The organism is Novosphingobium sp. TK46 (genome assembly GCF_055361525.1).
In genome coordinates this window covers 1,874,521-1,890,359 of the sequence record NZ_CM143963.1, presented here as the reverse complement: position 1 = coordinate 1,890,359, position 15,839 = coordinate 1,874,521, and the positions used below count along the sequence as shown (strand labels likewise).

At 67.1% G+C, this 15,839-nt stretch carries 16 protein-coding genes and 1 tRNA gene; 16 read left to right on the top strand and 1 reads right to left on the bottom strand.

Annotation, left to right across the window (positions count from 1 at the left end):
- Positions 1 to 110 precede the first annotated feature (110 nt).
- From msuE to ACXJ1Z_RS09070, 16 genes are all read left to right on the top strand, one after another.
- Positions 111 to 698: an FMN reductase gene (gene msuE, locus ACXJ1Z_RS09145; protein WP_463781116.1), complete on the top strand. Its 588-nt coding sequence runs from the start codon at positions 111 to 113 to the stop codon at positions 696 to 698.
- Between the two features lie 20 nt (positions 699 to 718).
- Positions 719 to 1,816 (top strand): dimethylsulfone monooxygenase SfnG, encoded by a 1,098-nt coding sequence (sfnG, locus tag ACXJ1Z_RS09140; RefSeq protein WP_463781115.1) that lies wholly within the window; start codon positions 719 to 721, stop codon positions 1,814 to 1,816.
- Positions 1,817 to 1,818: 2 nt separating this feature from the next.
- On the top strand, positions 1,819 to 2,628 hold the full coding sequence (locus ACXJ1Z_RS09135; RefSeq protein ID WP_463781114.1) for an ABC transporter ATP-binding protein: 810 nt from the start codon (positions 1,819 to 1,821) through the stop codon (positions 2,626 to 2,628).
- 10 nt (positions 2,629 to 2,638) lie between these two features.
- Positions 2,639 to 3,520, top strand: coding sequence for a branched-chain amino acid ABC transporter permease (locus ACXJ1Z_RS09130; RefSeq protein WP_463781113.1), 882 nt, complete (start codon positions 2,639 to 2,641; stop codon positions 3,518 to 3,520).
- 3 nt (positions 3,521 to 3,523) lie between these two features.
- Positions 3,524 to 4,585, top strand: coding sequence for a branched-chain amino acid ABC transporter permease (locus ACXJ1Z_RS09125; RefSeq protein ID WP_463781112.1), 1,062 nt, complete (start codon positions 3,524 to 3,526; stop codon positions 4,583 to 4,585).
- A gap of 12 nt (positions 4,586 to 4,597) precedes the next feature.
- Positions 4,598 to 5,965 carry an ABC transporter substrate-binding protein gene (locus ACXJ1Z_RS09120; protein WP_463781111.1) on the top strand — a complete coding sequence of 456 codons (1,368 nt, stop codon included), beginning with the start codon at positions 4,598 to 4,600 and terminating at the stop codon, positions 5,963 to 5,965.
- A 22-nt stretch (positions 5,966 to 5,987) separates the two neighbouring features.
- On the top strand, positions 5,988 to 6,764 hold the full coding sequence (locus ACXJ1Z_RS09115; RefSeq protein ID WP_463781110.1) for an ABC transporter ATP-binding protein: 777 nt from the start codon (positions 5,988 to 5,990) through the stop codon (positions 6,762 to 6,764).
- Positions 6,765 to 6,786: 22 nt separating this feature from the next.
- The gene (locus ACXJ1Z_RS09110; RefSeq protein ID WP_463781109.1) at positions 6,787 to 7,905 is read left to right on the top strand and encodes a sigma-54 interaction domain-containing protein; all 1,119 of its coding nucleotides are present in this window, start codon (positions 6,787 to 6,789) and stop codon (positions 7,903 to 7,905) included.
- Positions 7,906 to 7,916: 11 nt separating this feature from the next.
- The gene (locus ACXJ1Z_RS09105) at positions 7,917 to 9,173 is read left to right on the top strand and encodes an SfnB family sulfur acquisition oxidoreductase (protein WP_463781108.1); all 1,257 of its coding nucleotides are present in this window, start codon (positions 7,917 to 7,919) and stop codon (positions 9,171 to 9,173) included.
- A 4-nt stretch (positions 9,174 to 9,177) separates the two neighbouring features.
- The gene (ssuD, locus tag ACXJ1Z_RS09100) at positions 9,178 to 10,350 is read left to right on the top strand and encodes an FMNH2-dependent alkanesulfonate monooxygenase (RefSeq protein ID WP_463781107.1); all 1,173 of its coding nucleotides are present in this window, start codon (positions 9,178 to 9,180) and stop codon (positions 10,348 to 10,350) included.
- A 6-nt stretch (positions 10,351 to 10,356) separates the two neighbouring features.
- Positions 10,357 to 11,769, top strand: coding sequence for an FAD/NAD(P)-binding protein (locus ACXJ1Z_RS09095; protein ID WP_463781106.1), 1,413 nt, complete (start codon positions 10,357 to 10,359; stop codon positions 11,767 to 11,769).
- A gap of 310 nt (positions 11,770 to 12,079) precedes the next feature.
- Positions 12,080 to 12,400 (top strand): hypothetical protein, encoded by a 321-nt coding sequence (locus ACXJ1Z_RS09090; RefSeq protein ID WP_463781105.1) that lies wholly within the window; start codon positions 12,080 to 12,082, stop codon positions 12,398 to 12,400.
- Positions 12,401 to 12,441: 41 nt separating this feature from the next.
- Positions 12,442 to 12,804: a CsbD family protein gene (locus ACXJ1Z_RS09085; protein ID WP_463781104.1), complete on the top strand. Its 363-nt coding sequence runs from the start codon at positions 12,442 to 12,444 to the stop codon at positions 12,802 to 12,804.
- 8 nt (positions 12,805 to 12,812) lie between these two features.
- Positions 12,813 to 14,333 (top strand): PAS domain S-box protein, encoded by a 1,521-nt coding sequence (locus ACXJ1Z_RS09080; protein ID WP_463781103.1) that lies wholly within the window; start codon positions 12,813 to 12,815, stop codon positions 14,331 to 14,333.
- A complete protein-coding gene (locus ACXJ1Z_RS09075; RefSeq protein WP_463781102.1) occupies positions 14,330 to 14,554 on the top strand; it encodes a hypothetical protein in 225 nt (74 codons plus the stop codon). Before ACXJ1Z_RS09080 ends, ACXJ1Z_RS09075 begins: the two co-directional genes overlap by 4 nt.
- A gap of 45 nt (positions 14,555 to 14,599) precedes the next feature.
- Positions 14,600 to 15,481 carry a hypothetical protein gene (locus ACXJ1Z_RS09070; RefSeq protein ID WP_463781101.1) on the top strand — a complete coding sequence of 294 codons (882 nt, stop codon included), beginning with the start codon at positions 14,600 to 14,602 and terminating at the stop codon, positions 15,479 to 15,481.
- Between the two features lie 248 nt (positions 15,482 to 15,729).
- Here the strand turns inward: ACXJ1Z_RS09070 and ACXJ1Z_RS09065 are convergent.
- Positions 15,730 to 15,804, bottom strand: a tRNA-Gly gene (locus ACXJ1Z_RS09065).
- Between the last annotated feature and the right edge of the window lie 35 nt (positions 15,805 to 15,839).

Here is a 15,839-nt window from a genome sequence, read left to right as displayed (position 1 = left end):
CTGGCCTTGCCCCAGCATGGCGCCCCGCACCCTGCCTCTAAGGTGTTGATTTCCCACACGCCGACATCTGGCACGCTTCCTGCGGTGCATTGCGAAGAAACGAGAACGAGATGACCAAGCCCTTGCGGATCGTTGCCATATCGGGCGCCTTGCAGCAGCCGTCGCGAACCGAGGTTCTGCTGGACGCGATCGTCGGCGAGCTGGCGGTCGCGCTGCCGATCGACGTCCATTTCGTGAAGCTGAGCGAGATCGGTGCCGAGGTCGGCGCCACGCTGAACCGTGGCGCCTTGCCCCCACGCGTCTTCGCCGACATCCAGGCCATCGAAACCGCCGACGCGCTCGTCGTCGCGACCCCGGTCTACCGCGCTTCGTACACCGGCCTGCTCAAGCACCTGTTCGACTTCGTCGGCCATGAATCGCTCGTCGGCCGGCCGGTCTTGCTGGCCGCGACGGGCGGCAGCGAGCGCCACTGCCTGATGATCGAGCACCAGCTTCGGCCGCTGTTCGGCTTCTTCCAGGCGCTCGCCCTGCCGCTCGGCATCTACGCCAGCGAGGCGGACTTCGACGACTACCGGCTTGCCAGCAAGGCCGTCGCCGATCGCATCGCGCTCGCGGTCGATCACGCGCTGCCGTGGCTGATCCGCCCCGACGCGCGCCGCCTGCCCGCCTTGCGCCAACCCTTCATCGCCCAACTCTGAACACCTGCGAGGACATCATCATGACCGATGCATCGAAGAGCCCGATCCAGTTCGCCTACTGGGTGCCCAACGTCAGCGGCGGCCTGGTCGTCAGCAAGATCGAGCAGCGCACCAGCTGGGACATCGATTACAACCGCAAGCTGGCGCAGATCGCCGAGGCCAACGGCTTCGACTACGCACTGTCGCAAATCCGCTTCACCGCCGGCTATGGCGCCGAATTCCAGCATGAGCCGGTGGCCTTCACCCACGCCCTGCTGGCGGCGACCACCAAGCTGAAGGTGATCGCCGCGATCCTGCCCGGACCGTGGAACCCGGCGGTCGCCGCCAAGCAACTGGCGACGATCGACCAGCTCACCGGCGGGCGCGTCGCGGTCAACATCGTCAGCGGCTGGTTCAAGGGTGAGTTCACCGCGATCGGCGAGCACTGGCTGGAGCACGACGAGCGCTATCGCCGCTCCGAGGAGTTCATCCGCGCCCTCAAGGGGATCTGGACGACCGACAACTTCAGCTTCCGCGGCGATTTCTACCGCTTCACCGACTACACCTTGCGCCCCAAGCCGCTGAAGCAGCCCCACCCCGAGATCTTCCAGGGCGGCAGCTCACGCGCCGCGCGCGACATGGCGGCGCGCGTGTCCGACTGGTATTTCACCAACGGCAACAGCGTCGAGGGCATACGCGCCCAGATCGACGACTTGCGCGCCAAGGCGGCCGCCGAGGGGCGGACCGTGAAGGTCGGCGTCAATGCCTTCATCATCGCCCGCGACACCGAAGCCGAAGCCCGTGCCGTCCTCGACGACATCATCGCCCAGGCCGATCCCGAAGCGGTCAACGCGTTCGGTGATGCCGCCAAGCAGGCCGGTCGCGCGTCCCCTGAAGGCGAAGGCAACTGGGCGAAGTCGACGTTCGAGGATCTGGTCCAGTACAACGACGGCTTCAAGACCAACCTGATCGGCACCCCCGAGCAGATCGCCGAGCGCATCGTCGCGCTCAAGGCCGTCGGCGTCGACCTCGTGCTGTCCGCCTTCCTGCACTTCCAGGAGGAGGTCGAATACTTCGGCCGCAACGTCCTGCCACTGGTGCGGGCGCTGGAAGACGCGCGCACGCTCGAGACGGTCTGATCATGGCTGCGCCGCACACCCTCGCACCGCAGGGGGACGATCCGTCCCGCTCGGCCATCGCGCTGCACGACATCTCGTTGGCCTTCGGCGGGCTGGACGTGCTGCGCGATGTCAGCCTGGACGTGCGGCGCGGCGAGATCGTCGGGCTGATCGGACCCAACGGCGCGGGCAAAAGTTCGCTGCTCAATGTCATGAGCGGGTTCTATCGCGCCGATCGCGGCGGCGTGTCGATCGGAGGCACCCGGCTCGACCGCCTGCAGCCGCGGCGAGTGGCGCGGGCCGGTGTCGTCCGAACGTTCCAGAACCTCGGGCTGTTCGGCGGCATGACGGTGCTCGACAACGTGCTGACCGGCCGCGCCCTGCACGGCAAGGCCGGTTGGCCGCATTACCTGTTCCGCACCCGCGCCGCCCGCAACGAGGATCGTCGAAACCGCACGCTGGCGCTCGATGCACTCGCCTCGCTGGAATTGCAGGATCACGCCCACACGCTCGTGTCCGCCTTGCCCTATGGCGCGCAGAAGCGGGTCGAGCTGGCGCGCGCCCTCGCGATGGCCCCGCAAACGCTGCTGCTCGACGAGCCGCTGGCGGGGATGAATCCGGATGAAAAGCACGAGATGGTCTCCGCGATCCGCGCCGCGCGCGACATCCGCGGCACCACCGTGGTGCTGATCGAACATGACATCGGCGTGGTGCTGACCCTGGCCGATCGGTTGGTGGTTCTCGATCGCGGGCGCGTGATCGCGGATGGTCTGCCCGCAACAGTCGCCGCCGATGACGCAGTGATCGCCGCCTATCTCGGCACGCGGCACTAAGGGGCGCGCGATGCAATTCTTTCTCGAAGTGCTGGTCGCAGGCGCGCTGTCGGGCGTGATGTACGCGCTCGTCGCCATCGGTTTCGTGCTGATCTATCGCGCCTCGGGCGTGTTTAATTTCGCCCAAGGGTCGATGATCCTGTTCGCCGCGCTCACGTTCGTGAATCTGGTCGAGCGCGGCGTGCCGTTCTGGCTGGCGTTCGGCGCCACCTTGCTGCTGCTGATCGCGGCGGCCTTCGCGATCGAGCGCCTGGTGCTGCGCCCGCTTTCCAACCGCTCCGTCAGCACCCTGTTCCTGGCCACGCTGGGGCTGAGCTACATCTTCGAGGGCCTGTCCCAGATCGCCTGGGGCACGCAGGTCCATGCGCTGGATCTGGGCATCTCCGACGATCCGGTGTCGGTCGGGGGCCTCTCGCTCAGCAGCTTCGACATCGCCGCGACCGCCATCGCCGGCAGCCTCGTGATCGTCCTGGCGCTGGTCACGGGCAAGACCAACCTCGGCCTGTCGCTGCGCGCCGTCGCCGCCGATCCGCTCGCGGCGCTGTCGATCGGCATCCGCCTCGACCGCGTGACCGTGATCGCCTGGAGCCTTGCCGGGTTCGTCGCGCTGGTCGCCGGGCTGATCTGGGGCGCGCGATCGGGCGTGCAGTTCTCGCTCTCGCTGATCGTGCTCAAGGCGCTGCCCGTCCTCATCATCGGTGGCTTTACCTCGATCGGCGGCGTGATCGTCGCGGGCGTGCTGGTGGGCGCGGGCGAGAGCCTGGCGGCGATCTATCTTGGCCCCACCATCGGCAACGGCGTGGAGGGCTGGTTCGCCTACGCCCTCGCGCTCGTGTTCCTGATGGCGCGCCCGACCGGCCTGTTCGGCCAGCGCACCTGGGCGAGGATCTGAGCCATGGCCAGCCTGCCCGCACCCCTTGCCGCCGCCCTGCCCCAAACCCCGCGTATCCGCGCTCTCGCACCGATGCTGGCGATCATTATAGCCGCGATCGTGCCCTTCGCGATCGGCTCCGACTACCTGTTCGGCGCGGTGCTGGTGCCGATCCTGATCCTCTCGCTCGCGGGCCTTGGCCTCAACATCCTGACCGGATACGCGGGCCAGCTTTCGCTGGGATCGGCGGCGTTCATGGCGATCGGTGCCTTCGCGACCTACAACATCCACCTGCGGGTGCCGGGCTTCACCCTGCTGCCCGCGATCGTCGCCGGCGGGTTCGTCGCCGCGGCGTTCGGCGTGCTGTTCGGACTGCCCAGCCTGCGCGTCAAAGGCTTCTACCTGATCGCCTCGACGCTCGCCGCGCAGTTCTTCGTGCCCTGGGTCCTGTCGCAGTACGGCTGGTTCACCAATGGCAGCGCATCGGGCGTCATCACCGCGCCGCCGCTGACGCTGGCCGGTTTCGACCTCGACAATCCCGCCGGCCGCTATGGCTACACCCTGGGCATCGTCGCAGTGCTGACGCTGCTCGCGCGCAACCTGATCGACAGCCCCACGGGGCGCGCGTGGATGGCGGTGCGCGACATGGACCTTGCCGCCGCCGCGCTGGGCATTCCGCTCGGTCGGGCCAAGCTGCTCTCCTTCGCGGTCAGTTCGTTCCTGCTCGGAATCGCCGGCGCGCTATGGGCCTTCACCTATCTTGGCACCGTGGAGCCCGCCGGCTTCGACCTCGACCGTTCGTTCCAGGTCCTGTTCGTGATCATCCTGGGCGGCCTCGGCAGCATCCGGGGCAATTTCCTGGGTGCGGCCTTCGTCGTCCTGCTGCCCGTCGCACTGAGCGTGGTCGGTGGCGCCATCGCCGGCCCAAGCCTCGACCCCGCGCTGCTCGAAAACGCGCAGAAGGTCGTCTTCGGCGCGCTCATCATTTTCTTCCTCGTCGCAGAACCCGACGGTCTGACAAGGTTGTTGGACCGCACACTCCGTACCCGCTCGAGCTGGATCGGCCTGACGAAATCCCGCCAGTAGGAGTTGCCGTGCATGCTTAAGTATTCGTCCAAGTCGTTCCTGAGTCTGTCCGCCGCGGCGACGCTCGCCCTGCTGTCGGGCTGCCACAAGCAGGCCGACACGACCCAGCAGGGGGGCGTCTCGGCCGCGCCGGGCAAGTCGCAATACTTCCCGCTGCAGAGCTATCGCGTCGGTCCCTATGCGGCCGGTGGCAGCGGCTTCTTCGGCGGTTTCATCGACTACATGCAGCTGATCAACGCGCAGGGCGGCGTCAACGGCGTGCCCCTGACGTGGGCGGAGTGCGAGACCGAGTACGACGTCGAGAAGGGCGTCGAATGCTACGAACGGCTCAAGAAAAGCGCCGATGGATCGCCCACGGCGGCCACAAACCCGCTCTCGGTCGGCATCGCCTATGCCACGCTGGACCGTTCGACCACCGACAAGATCCCGCTCATCACCATCAACCACGGCCGCACGGACTCCACCGACGGCAGCGTGTTTCCCTACGTCTTCCCGCTCCAGCTGAACCCCTACAGCGAGGTCTCGGCGATCTTCAACTGGATCGGCAGCAAGGCGGGTGGCCTCAACAAGCTGCGCGGCAAGCACATCGTCGTGCTCTATCACGGCTCGCCCTACGGCAAGGAGACCAACGGCGTGATCGACACGCTGGCGGCGCGCTATGGCATCACGGTCGACAAGATCGAGGTGCCGCATCCGGGCAACGAGCAGCAGTCGCAATGGCTCAAGATCCGTCAGCTCAACCCCGAATGGGTGATCCTGCGCGGCTGGGGCGTGATGAACCCGGTAGCGCTGAAAACCGCGCGCAAGGTCGGCTTCCCGGCGGACCACATCATCGGCAACATCTGGAGCAATTCGGAAGAAGACGCCGCGCCCGCCGGGGACGCCGCCAAGGGCTTCATCTCGATCACCACGCACCCGTCGGGCACCAGCTTCCCCGTGCTGCAGCAGATCAAGGCGCAGGTGATCGACAAGGGCAAGGGCAACCTTACCGACCCGAAGCGCTTCGGCACGGTGTACTACAACCTGGGCGTGGTGAACGGCATCCTCAACGTCGAGGCGGTTCGCGTCGCGCAGGCCAAATTCGGCAAGCGCCCGCTGACCGGCGAGGAAGTGCGCTGGGGGTTCGAGCACCTGAACATCGACGACGCCCGCCTCAAGGCGTTGGGCGCGGTCGGGCTGGTCCAGCCGCTCAAGCTGTCGTGCTCCGACCACGAGGGCGGCGGCGCCGTGCGATTCCAGCAGTGGGACGGCACCAAATGGAACGTCATCAGCGACTGGATCCAGGCCGACCGTCCGCTGCTGCGCCCGATCATCGAGGCATCGGCGCGCCAGTACGCCCGCGAAAAGGGCATCACCCCGCGCGACTGCTCGAAGAGCTGACCGGCAAGGCGAAGGCGAGACCATGCGCAACATCCTCGAAGTCGAGAACGTGGAGATCCGCTACGATCAGGCGATTCTGGCCGTGCGCGACATCGCGTTCGCCGTGCCCGAAGGTGGCTTCGTCTCGCTCATCGGCGCCAACGGCTCGGGCAAGACGACGACCTTGCGCGCAATCTCCCGCCTGCTCGAACTGGATCGTGGCCGCGTGACGCGTGGCGCGATCCGGTTCGACGGCGGGGATATCGCCCGGCAAAGTCCCCACGCGCTGGTGGCGAGCGGGATCGCGCAAGTGCTGGAAGGGCGGCGCTGTTTCCTGCCGATGACGGTGGAGGAGAACCTGCTGACCGCCGCCGCCGCGCTCCGCCTGTCCCGGGCGGAGACCCGCGCCGCGCTGGAGCAGGCGTACGCCCGCTTCCCCCAGCTTGCCGGCCGCCGCCGTACGCCTGCTGCGCTGCTCTCGGGCGGCGAGCAGCAGATGCTGGCGATCGAGCGGGCGCTGGTGCGAACGCCCCGGCTGCTGCTGCTGGACGAACCGACCATGGGCCTCGCCCCGCAGATCGCCGAAACTATCCTGGAGACCGTCGCCACGCTCAACCGCGAGCATGGCGTCGCCATCCTGATCGCGGAACAGAACGTCGCACTGACCTTGCGTTTCGCGCAGGACGCCCATGTGCTGGAGAACGGCGCCATCCGCCTTTCCGGCACCGCCGCAGACCTGCTCCATCATCCGGAAATCTGGTCGACATACCTGGGCCTGCCGACCACGGCACCCGCTGTCCTGCAAGCCATCCCGGCCTGACGAAGCGCGAACGGAGCCCGCCATGGCACAGATCAAATCCCTGCTGACCTACCCGCACCCGCGATCGCTGACCAAGTCGGTGCGGGCCTCCGCGCTGGTGTTCGAGGACCCGGTTTCGCGCGCACTGCTCGACCGCATCGAGCGGCTCGCGCCCAGCGAGGCCAACGTCCTGATCGTCGGCGAGACCGGCACCGGCAAGGAGATCGTCGCGCGCCACGTCCACGATCTCAGCCGTCGCAAGGACGGTCAGTTCCTCGCGGTCAATTGCGGCGCTTTTACCGAAACCTTGGTGGAAAGCGAACTGTTCGGCCACGAGCGCGGCGCGTTCACCGGAGCCGTCGCCGCCAAGGAGGGCTGGTTCGAGGCGGCGGACGGCGGGACCCTGTTCCTCGACGAGATCGGCGACCTGCCGCTCAGCATGCAGGTGAAGCTGCTGCGCGTGCTGCAGGAGCGCGAGGTGGTGCGCGTGGGATCGCGCACCTCGCGCCCGATCGACGTGCGGGTGATCGCCGCCACCAACGTCCAGCTCGAAGGCGCGGTGTCGGCGGGGCGCTTTCGCGAGGACCTGTTCTACCGCCTGCGCGTCGCCTCGCTGACGCTGCCGGCCTTGCGCGATCGACCGCGCGACATTCTGCCGCTCACGCATTTCTTCCTCAAACAGCACCGCGACCGCCTCGGCTATGCCCACGCCGAACTCTCGCCGGAGGCCGAACGCGCGCTCGTGCGGCACAACTGGCTGGGCAACATCCGCGAGCTGGAGAACGCCATCCACCACGCGCTGCTGGTGTGCGACGACGGACTGATCCGGCCTGCCGACCTTCAACTCACCTCCGGCCCGCAAGTCGCCGCGCCGCCCTCTCATCACGGTAGCGGCCACCAGCCGGCCGCGGTCGATCTGGAAGGCTCGTTGTCGGAGATCTTCGAGCAGGGCGGCGACGAGCTGTTCGAGCAGATCGAGAACCGGGTGTTCCTGGCGGCCTTCGAATACTGCCAGCGCAACCAGGTTCAGACCGCCAGGCTGCTGGGCATCAGCCGCAACATCGTGCGCGCCCGCCTGATCCGCATCGGCGCGATCGGCGGCAGCTCCATCGAACCCCAAGCGGGGACGCTTTCCCCCCCATCCAACACCCAGATCCATTGACAGGAGTCCGCATGACTACGCTTCTCAAGGATGCTCCCGCCGCGCCGGCCACTCCGACCGGCGTCCCCGCCGTCGCCCGGCCCGACGCTCCCGCCCATGTCATCCGTGACGATGCCGAGGCGATCGCCGTCGCCGAACGCCTCGCGGCCCAGTTCGCCAAGGGCGCGGCCCACCGCGACCGCGAACGGATCTGGCCGCTGGCCGAGCTCGACGCGTTCTCGCAAAGCGGCTTGTGGTCGCTCAACGTGCCCAAGCGATTCGGCGGACCGGACTTGTCGTATCGCACCATCGTCAAAGTGATCGACATCATTTCGGCGGCCGATCCGTCGCTGGGCCAGATCCCACAGAACCACATCGGCGTCGTCGCCGCGATCCGCACCACCTCGGACGAGGCGCAGCAGGCGCTGCTGTTCAAGCAGGTGCTGGAAGGCACCCGCTTCGGCAACGCCTTCTCGGAATTCGGATCGAAACGCGCCGCCGATTTCGAAACCACGTTCGTGGAGGACGGAGACGACGTCATCGTCTCGGGCCGCAAGTTCTACGCCACCGGCGCGCTGCTCGCGCACCTGGTGCCGATCGTCGCGCTGGATGACGAGGGCCGCGCCTTCTACGCCATCGCCGACCGCGCCGCGCCGGGGCTGACCGTGATCGACGACTGGTCCGCGTTCGGCCAGCGCACGACGCTGAGCGGAACCGTCATCCTGGACAAGGTTCGCGTGCCCAAGAGTCACGTGGTCCCAGGCTACAAGGGCTATGCGGAGCCGACCGCCGATGGCGCCATCTTCCAGATCATCCAGGTCGCGGTGGACACCGGCATTGCCGCAGCGGCTATCGCCGAGACCATCACCTTCGTACGCGAGAAGTCGCGCGCCTGGGTCGACAGCGGCTTCGACCATGCGTGGCAAGACCCATACGTGATCCAGGCGATCGGAGCGCTGCAACTACGCCTCAACGCCACCCGCGCCCTGCTGGACCGTGCCGCCATCGCCGTGGACGAGGCCGTCGCCAACCCGAATGCCGATGCGGTGGCGACGGCGCAGATCACCACCGCCGAGGCCAAGATCCTCAGCACCGAGATCGCGATCGAGGCCACCAACAAGCTGTTCGAACTGGCCGGCACCCGCTCGACGCTCGCCGAGCACGGCCTCGACCGGCACTGGCGCAATGCCCGCACGCACACGCTCCACGACCCGGTGCGGTGGAAATACGCAATCGTCGGCAACTACTACCTCAACGGCGAAAACCCGCCGTTGCATGCCTGGAGCTGAACCGATGAGCACCAGCGCACCCGACAAGATAAACGTGCTGTGGTTCCTGCCCACGCACGGGGACAGCCGCTATCTGGGCACGCAGGAGGGCGGTCGGGCGGTCGACCTGCCCTACCTGCGACAGATCGCGCAGGCCGCCGATACGCTCGGCTACTACGGCGTGCTGCTGCCGACCGGGCGCAGTTGCGAGGATAGCTGGGTGGTGGCCTCCGCGCTCGTCCCCGCGACCGAGCGACTGCGGTTCCTCGTCGCGGTGCGGCCCGGGCTGCAGTCGCCCACGCTCGCCGCGCGGATGACCGCGACGCTCGACCGCATCTCGAACGGGCGGCTGCTGATCAACGTCGTCACCGGCGGCGATCCGGTGGAGAACGGCGGTGACGGCATCTTCCTCGACCATGCCGAGCGCTATGAGGTGACCGAGGAGTTCCTGGGCATCTACACCGCGCTGCTGCGCGGCGAATTGGTCGAGCACGAGGGCAAGCACTTCCGCATCGCCGACGGGCGGCTGCTGTTCCCGGCGGTGCAGACGCCCTACCCGCCGCTCTACTTCGGCGGATCGTCCGAAGCGGGCAACCGGGTCGCGGCCAAGACCATCGACAAGTACCTGACATGGGGCGAACCGCCGGCCGCCGTCGCCGCCAAGATCGCGACGATCCGCGCATTGGCTGCCGAACAGGGGCGCGAGGTCTCGTTCGGGATCAGGCTGCACGTCATCGTGCGCGAGACCCGTGAGCAGGCCTGGGCCGCCGCCGATGCGCTGATCAGCCGGCTCGACGACGAGACCATCGCCAGCGCACAAAGTGTGTTCGCGCGGATGGACTCCGTCGGGCAGGCCCGGATGAGCAAGCTGCACGGGGGCCGCCGCGACCGGCTGGAGGTCAGCCCCGACTTGTGGGCCGGCGTCGGCCTGGTGCGCGGTGGCGCGGGCACGGCACTGGTGGGCGATCCCGAAACCGTCGCCGAACGCATCGACGAATACCGGCGGATCGGCATCGACAGCTTCATCCTGTCGGGATACCCGCATCTGGAGGAAGCCTACCGCTTCGGCGAGCTGGTGCTGCCCCGTCTCCCCCTCGCGCATGGCCACCGCACCACCGCCGCCGCCAGCAACATGGGCCCGTTCGGCGAGACCATCGCCGGCGACCACCGCCCCGCGGTCCGCGCCTCGCAATCCTGAGTGCCCATGCCCTACACCTCACCTACCGTACCGACGGTGGCGATCATCGGCGGCGGCTTCACCGGAGCCGCGGTCGCCTATCACCTTGCGTCCCTTACGGATGATCACTCGCGCATCCTGGTCTTCGAGCCGCGCGCCGAGATCGGGCGGGGTGTCGCGTACTCGACGCAGGATCCGGTCCATCGCATCAACGTGCCCGCCGCGCGCATGACGCTGCTGCCCGACGACGAAAACCACTTCGCGCGCTGGCTTGCAGCGCAAGGTGCGCTGGCACGCGATCCGGAGGCGACGTTGCGCAACGGCCAGTCCTATCCCGCTCGCCGGCTGTTTGGCCGCTACGTCGCGGAGCAGCTGGACCCATTGATCACGAGCGGCCGGATCGAGCATCATCGCGCCCGGATCGTCTCGGTGGCGAAGGACGGCAGCGGCTGGTCGCTGACCACCGACGCAGGGGAGGTCTTTGCCGCCGACATCATCGTCATCTCCACCAGCCATCCGCCACCGGTGCCGCCCGCCATGCTCGCCCAGGCGTTTGGCGCAAACCCCAGGTTCATCGCCGATCCCTGGGTACCCGATGCGCTGGCGCCGATCGCGGCCGAGTACCGCGTGCTGGTCGTGGGCACCGGATTGACCATGGCGGACGCCATCGCCACGCTCGATACACAAGGACATCGCGGATCGATCACGGCGATCTCCCGGCGCGGCCAGCGATCGCATAGCCATGCGCAAAGCCACGTCGAGCCGTTCGGAGACTTCCTGACCCGACCATCGCACACCGCGCTCGGCCTGCTTCGCCGCGTCCGTTCGACCTTGCAGGCCGGCGGCGCATGGCAGGGCCTGTTCGACCGCCTGCGGATCCAGGGTCCCGACATCTGGAAAGCCCTGCCGCTGGCCGAACGACGCCGGCTGATCCGCCATCTACGGCCCTTCTGGGACACCCACCGGTTCCGCATCGCCCCGCAGATCGGTGCGATCCTCGACCGCCGGATCGCGGAAGGAACACTATCGATCGAGGCGGCGTCGATCCGCCGCGCCGCAATGGTATCCGGCCGGTTCGCCGTCACCATGCGCAGCCGCAACGGGGCTTTGCAAACCAGGGAATTCGATGCGGTCATCGCCACGACCGGGCCGGGTCATGGCAGTATCCTGAACTCGCAGCCCTTCCTCGCCGAGCTTCGCGCGTCAGGATCGCTCATGCCCGATGCCACGGGTCTGGGGATCGCGGTGGACGAGGCCAGCCGCCTCCTCGGCCCCCATGGTGCGACCCCGCACGCCTTCGTGGCCGGCCCTCTGGCACGCGGAACGTTCGGCGAGTTGATGGGATTGCCCGAAGTGACGAACCATGCGGTGTCTGTTGCAGCCAATGTCGCCAGGTTGCTTCCCGATTTCGCCGCGACTGCTGCGTGCTCGTCGGCGTGAAGTTTCCCAGTACCCATGCCGTTCGCTCACGAAGATGGACTGCCCTGTCCGACAAAGGTCTGGCCGGGGAAAGTCGCCGGCGGCTGGTCTGCGTAGAGGGAAGAATGGTAGTCCCGTCGCCCGATAGACCGGTCAGAAAACATTGCCTTTTTCTCCGCAGAGCGAGCTAAATCGCCAGACGAGTCGTTTTATTATGGTGCTTTTGAACCTAAAAATCCGCGCGAAAATACCAGGAACGTAGCAGCGTCATACCTGTTGATCCGCCAACACCGGCCTCGCAGTTCGCGAAACGTCGGCAAGAGGGTCAGCAATGAAGGCCATATCTATATTGGTGCTTGGCACGGGCTTGCTCGCCGCGTGCGCAGCACCGGCAACGCGGATTTCCACCGGACTGCAGCGCTACGGGCTTGACCCGGCGCGTGCCGATTGCGTCGGCACCCGCCTGCAGGGCGAGCTCTCGATCGGGCAACTGCAGCAACTCGGTCGGGGCGCGGCCGCCTACCGCAAGGATGACGCCGATCCCGGCACCCTGACCGCCGCCGACCTGTTGCGGGTCGCCGGCGAGATCAGGGACCCCGCGATCGTGCTGGCCGTCGGCAAGGCTGCGGCAGCCTGCAACGTCGTACCCTGACACCCTCCCTTTCCCCCAGTAGTACAACAGGATCAAGAACCATGAACAAGGACGAACTTGCGGGCGGCGCCCGCTATGTTGGCGGCAAGGTCGAGAAGACGATCGGCGACACGGTCGATAGCCGTGACTGGCAAGTCGACGGCGTTGTCGACCAGGTCGCCGGTGGTACCCAGCACGCCTATGGCCGGGCCAAGTCCATCGTCGGCGACATCGTCGACAGCGCCCCCGAGTTGGCCGACGAAGCGCGTGATCGCCTGAAGGCGGCAGGCGAGCGGGCGACCGATGCTGCGCAGCATGGTGGCAAGGTCGCAGTCGATACCGTCCGCGAGCAGCCCGCCATCTGGGCGCTTGCCGCCGGTGTCGCCGGCTATGCGCTGGCCTGGTTCATCCACGCACGCCGCTGAGATCGACCATGGCGACGGCATCGTTCAAGACCCTGAGAGAGACCGCCGATCTGCGCCATTTGCGCCAGATCATCGTTGGACTGGACGAGGGCGTGATCCTCATCGATCCCGACCAGAGCCTGCTTTGGGCGAACGATGCCGCGTTGGCGATGCACGGGGTGGAGACCATCCCCGAACTTGGGGCCACGGTCGACGAATATCGATCGCGGTTCCAGTTGCGCTACCGCAACAACCATCGGCTCGAGGCGGATGACTATCCGATCGACCGGGTGGTGGCCGGCGACTCTTTTTCCCAGGTCGTGGTCGAAGTCACCGTCGCGGGCGAGGAGAGCCCGCGCTGGGTGCATCAGGTGCGCAGCCTGGTCCTCAACGACGCGGACGATGCCGAGCCTGCGTGCCTGGTGCTCATCATCCAGGACGTTTCGGCGCGGTACGAAGCGGAGCAGCGCTTCGAGCAGTCCTTCAACGCCAATCCGGCGCCGGCGGTCATATGCCGGCTGGAGGATCTGCGCTACATCAAGGTCAATCAGGGCTTTCTGGAAATGACCGGCCTGGTCCGCGATCAGGTGCTGACCAAGACCGTCTACGACGTCGACCTGCTGCGCAACGCCGAACGCCGCGATCTGGCCAAGGAGCGCCTGGCGGAAGGGCGCACCATTCCGCAGATGGAAGCCGAACTGGAATTGCCCGAAGGCGGCACCAAGCTGGTGATCGTGGCCGGTCAACCCATCGATATGGACGAGCAGCCGTGCATGCTGTTCACCTTTGCGGACCTCGAACCCCGTCGCAAGGCGCAGGACGCCTTGCGGCACAGCGAGGAACTGTTCACCCGCACATTCCAGATGGCACCGGTGCCGATGGCTATCGGCGTGCGGGAAGGTCACTTGCTGTGCGAAGTCAACGCCAGCTTCTCGCAACTGACCGGCTATTCCGCCGCCGAGATCATCGGCAAGCCGCTGGGCGAGATCGGGCTGTGGGACAGCGGCGAAGCCCGGCACGACATCGAGACGCTGATCGAGGCCGGTCAGGATCTGCGCGGTTACGAGGCCAGCGTCCACGCCAAGGACGATGCGATCATCGATTGTCTGGTCGCGACCGAGCGGGTGCGCCTGGGCGAAAACACCTGCGTTCTCTGGGCCTTTCAGGACATCACCCAACGCAAGGCGACCGAACTCGAACTAGTCGAGGCGATCGAGGCGGTGATGAAGGACACCAGCTGGTTCAGCCGCTCGATCATGGACAAGCTGGCGCGGCTGCGCACGCCGCAACCCGAAGTCAGCGGCCCCGGCCTCGACGATCTGACCGCCCGCGAACGTGACGTGCTGGCACTGATCTGTCGCGGTTATGACGACAAGACCATCGCGCGCACGCTCGACGTCGCCAGCAACACCGTGCGCAACCATGTCGCGCGGATCTACGCCAAGATCGGCGTCCATCGCCGCATCGCGGCGGTCGCCTGGGCGCGTGCGCGCGGCTTCGATGGTGAGAGCCTGACGATCGACAAAACCAAGCGGGAGACACGGGCATGACCGGCAAGCGAACCAGCGACGACCCGGCCAAGTCCGCCAAAACCGGCGGTGTGGCCAGAACCTCCGATCCCGATGCCCCGGCCGCCGCGGCCAAGGCGTCGGTACACGAAGCGATCGGCAAGCTGATCGGAGACGACGCCGAGCAAAAGCGCGGCGCCGCCGAGAGAGAAGCGACCGGAACCACCCCCGGCAAACCCAGGAAATCACGAAGTCCCAAGTAATCCGTCCAGTCCCGAGACGGCAAGACATCTCAACAGGAGTGAACAATGGCTACCATAGTAACAGCCGGCCCAATGCCGGTCGATGAACTGCGCGCCCCCAAGACGCGCGCCCGCATCTCGTGGGGCGCGATCTTCGCCGGCGTGATTCTCGCCGTCGCCATCCAGATCGTGCTCGGCATCCTTGGCACCGGAATCGGGCTGACGATGGTCGACCCGTCCGAAGGCACGACGCCGGGCGCGGCAGGCTTCGGCATCGGCGCGGGCATCTACTGGCTGATCACCACGATCATCGCACTGGGTGCCGGTGGTTACGCCGCGGCACGCGTCGCCGGCGTGCATGATCGTTTCGACGGCTTGGTCCATGGCCTCGTCGTGTGGGGCGTGACCTTGCTGCTCACGCTGTACCTGCTGACCTCGGTCGTGGGCGGCATCATCGGCGGCGCGTTCCGCACCGTCACCGCGGTTGCCGGCGCGGCCGGTGCCACGGTGGGCGCGACAGTTCCCGCCGCCGCATCCATCGCCGGGATCGACAAGACCGACGTGCGCAGCGAAGCCGCCCGCTACCTCTCGGACGCGCCGAGCGACCCTGCGCAGATGACGACCGAGCAGGCGCAGGCCGAAATCGCCAAGCAGCTGCCGGCATTGGCCCGTGGCGGTGCAGAGGGTCAGCAGGCTGAAGGCCGCATCGTCGACATCGTCGCCGCTCAGCGCAAGATCAGCCGTGACGAGGCCCAGGCTCAGGTGACCCGCGCCAAGCAGCAGTTCGCCAAGACCAAGGACGACACCGTCGCCACCGCCAAGACGGCGACCGACGCCGCTGCCGGTGCCGCTGCCGGAACCTCGTTCGTGCTGGTTCTGGCCCTGCTGGTCGGTGCCGCCGCATCGGGTGTCGGCGCGACTGCCGCGACGCGCCGCCGCGTGGTCTGACGCACAAGGTTGGGCAAACCCCGGGCACTACAAAGCCCGGGCCGGCCACCTGACGCATTGGCCGCCTGACGCATTAAATAACAAGAGCGGGACATCGGTTCACAGCCGATGTTCCGCTTTTTTCGTTTGCATGAAGAGGTGCAGCAAGGCTCGATGCCAGTCCGGCGACGAACCTGTCTGCGCGATGACCTTGTGGGGGCCACCCTGCTATCTATCAGCACCTTGCCGCATGACTGCGGCAGGGAAACTGGAGCGGGCGAAGGGATTCGAACCCTCGACCCCAACCTTGGCAAGGTTGTGCTCTACCACTGAGCTACGCCCGCTCGAGACGCTTACGGAACGCTGCCAAATGGCTGGC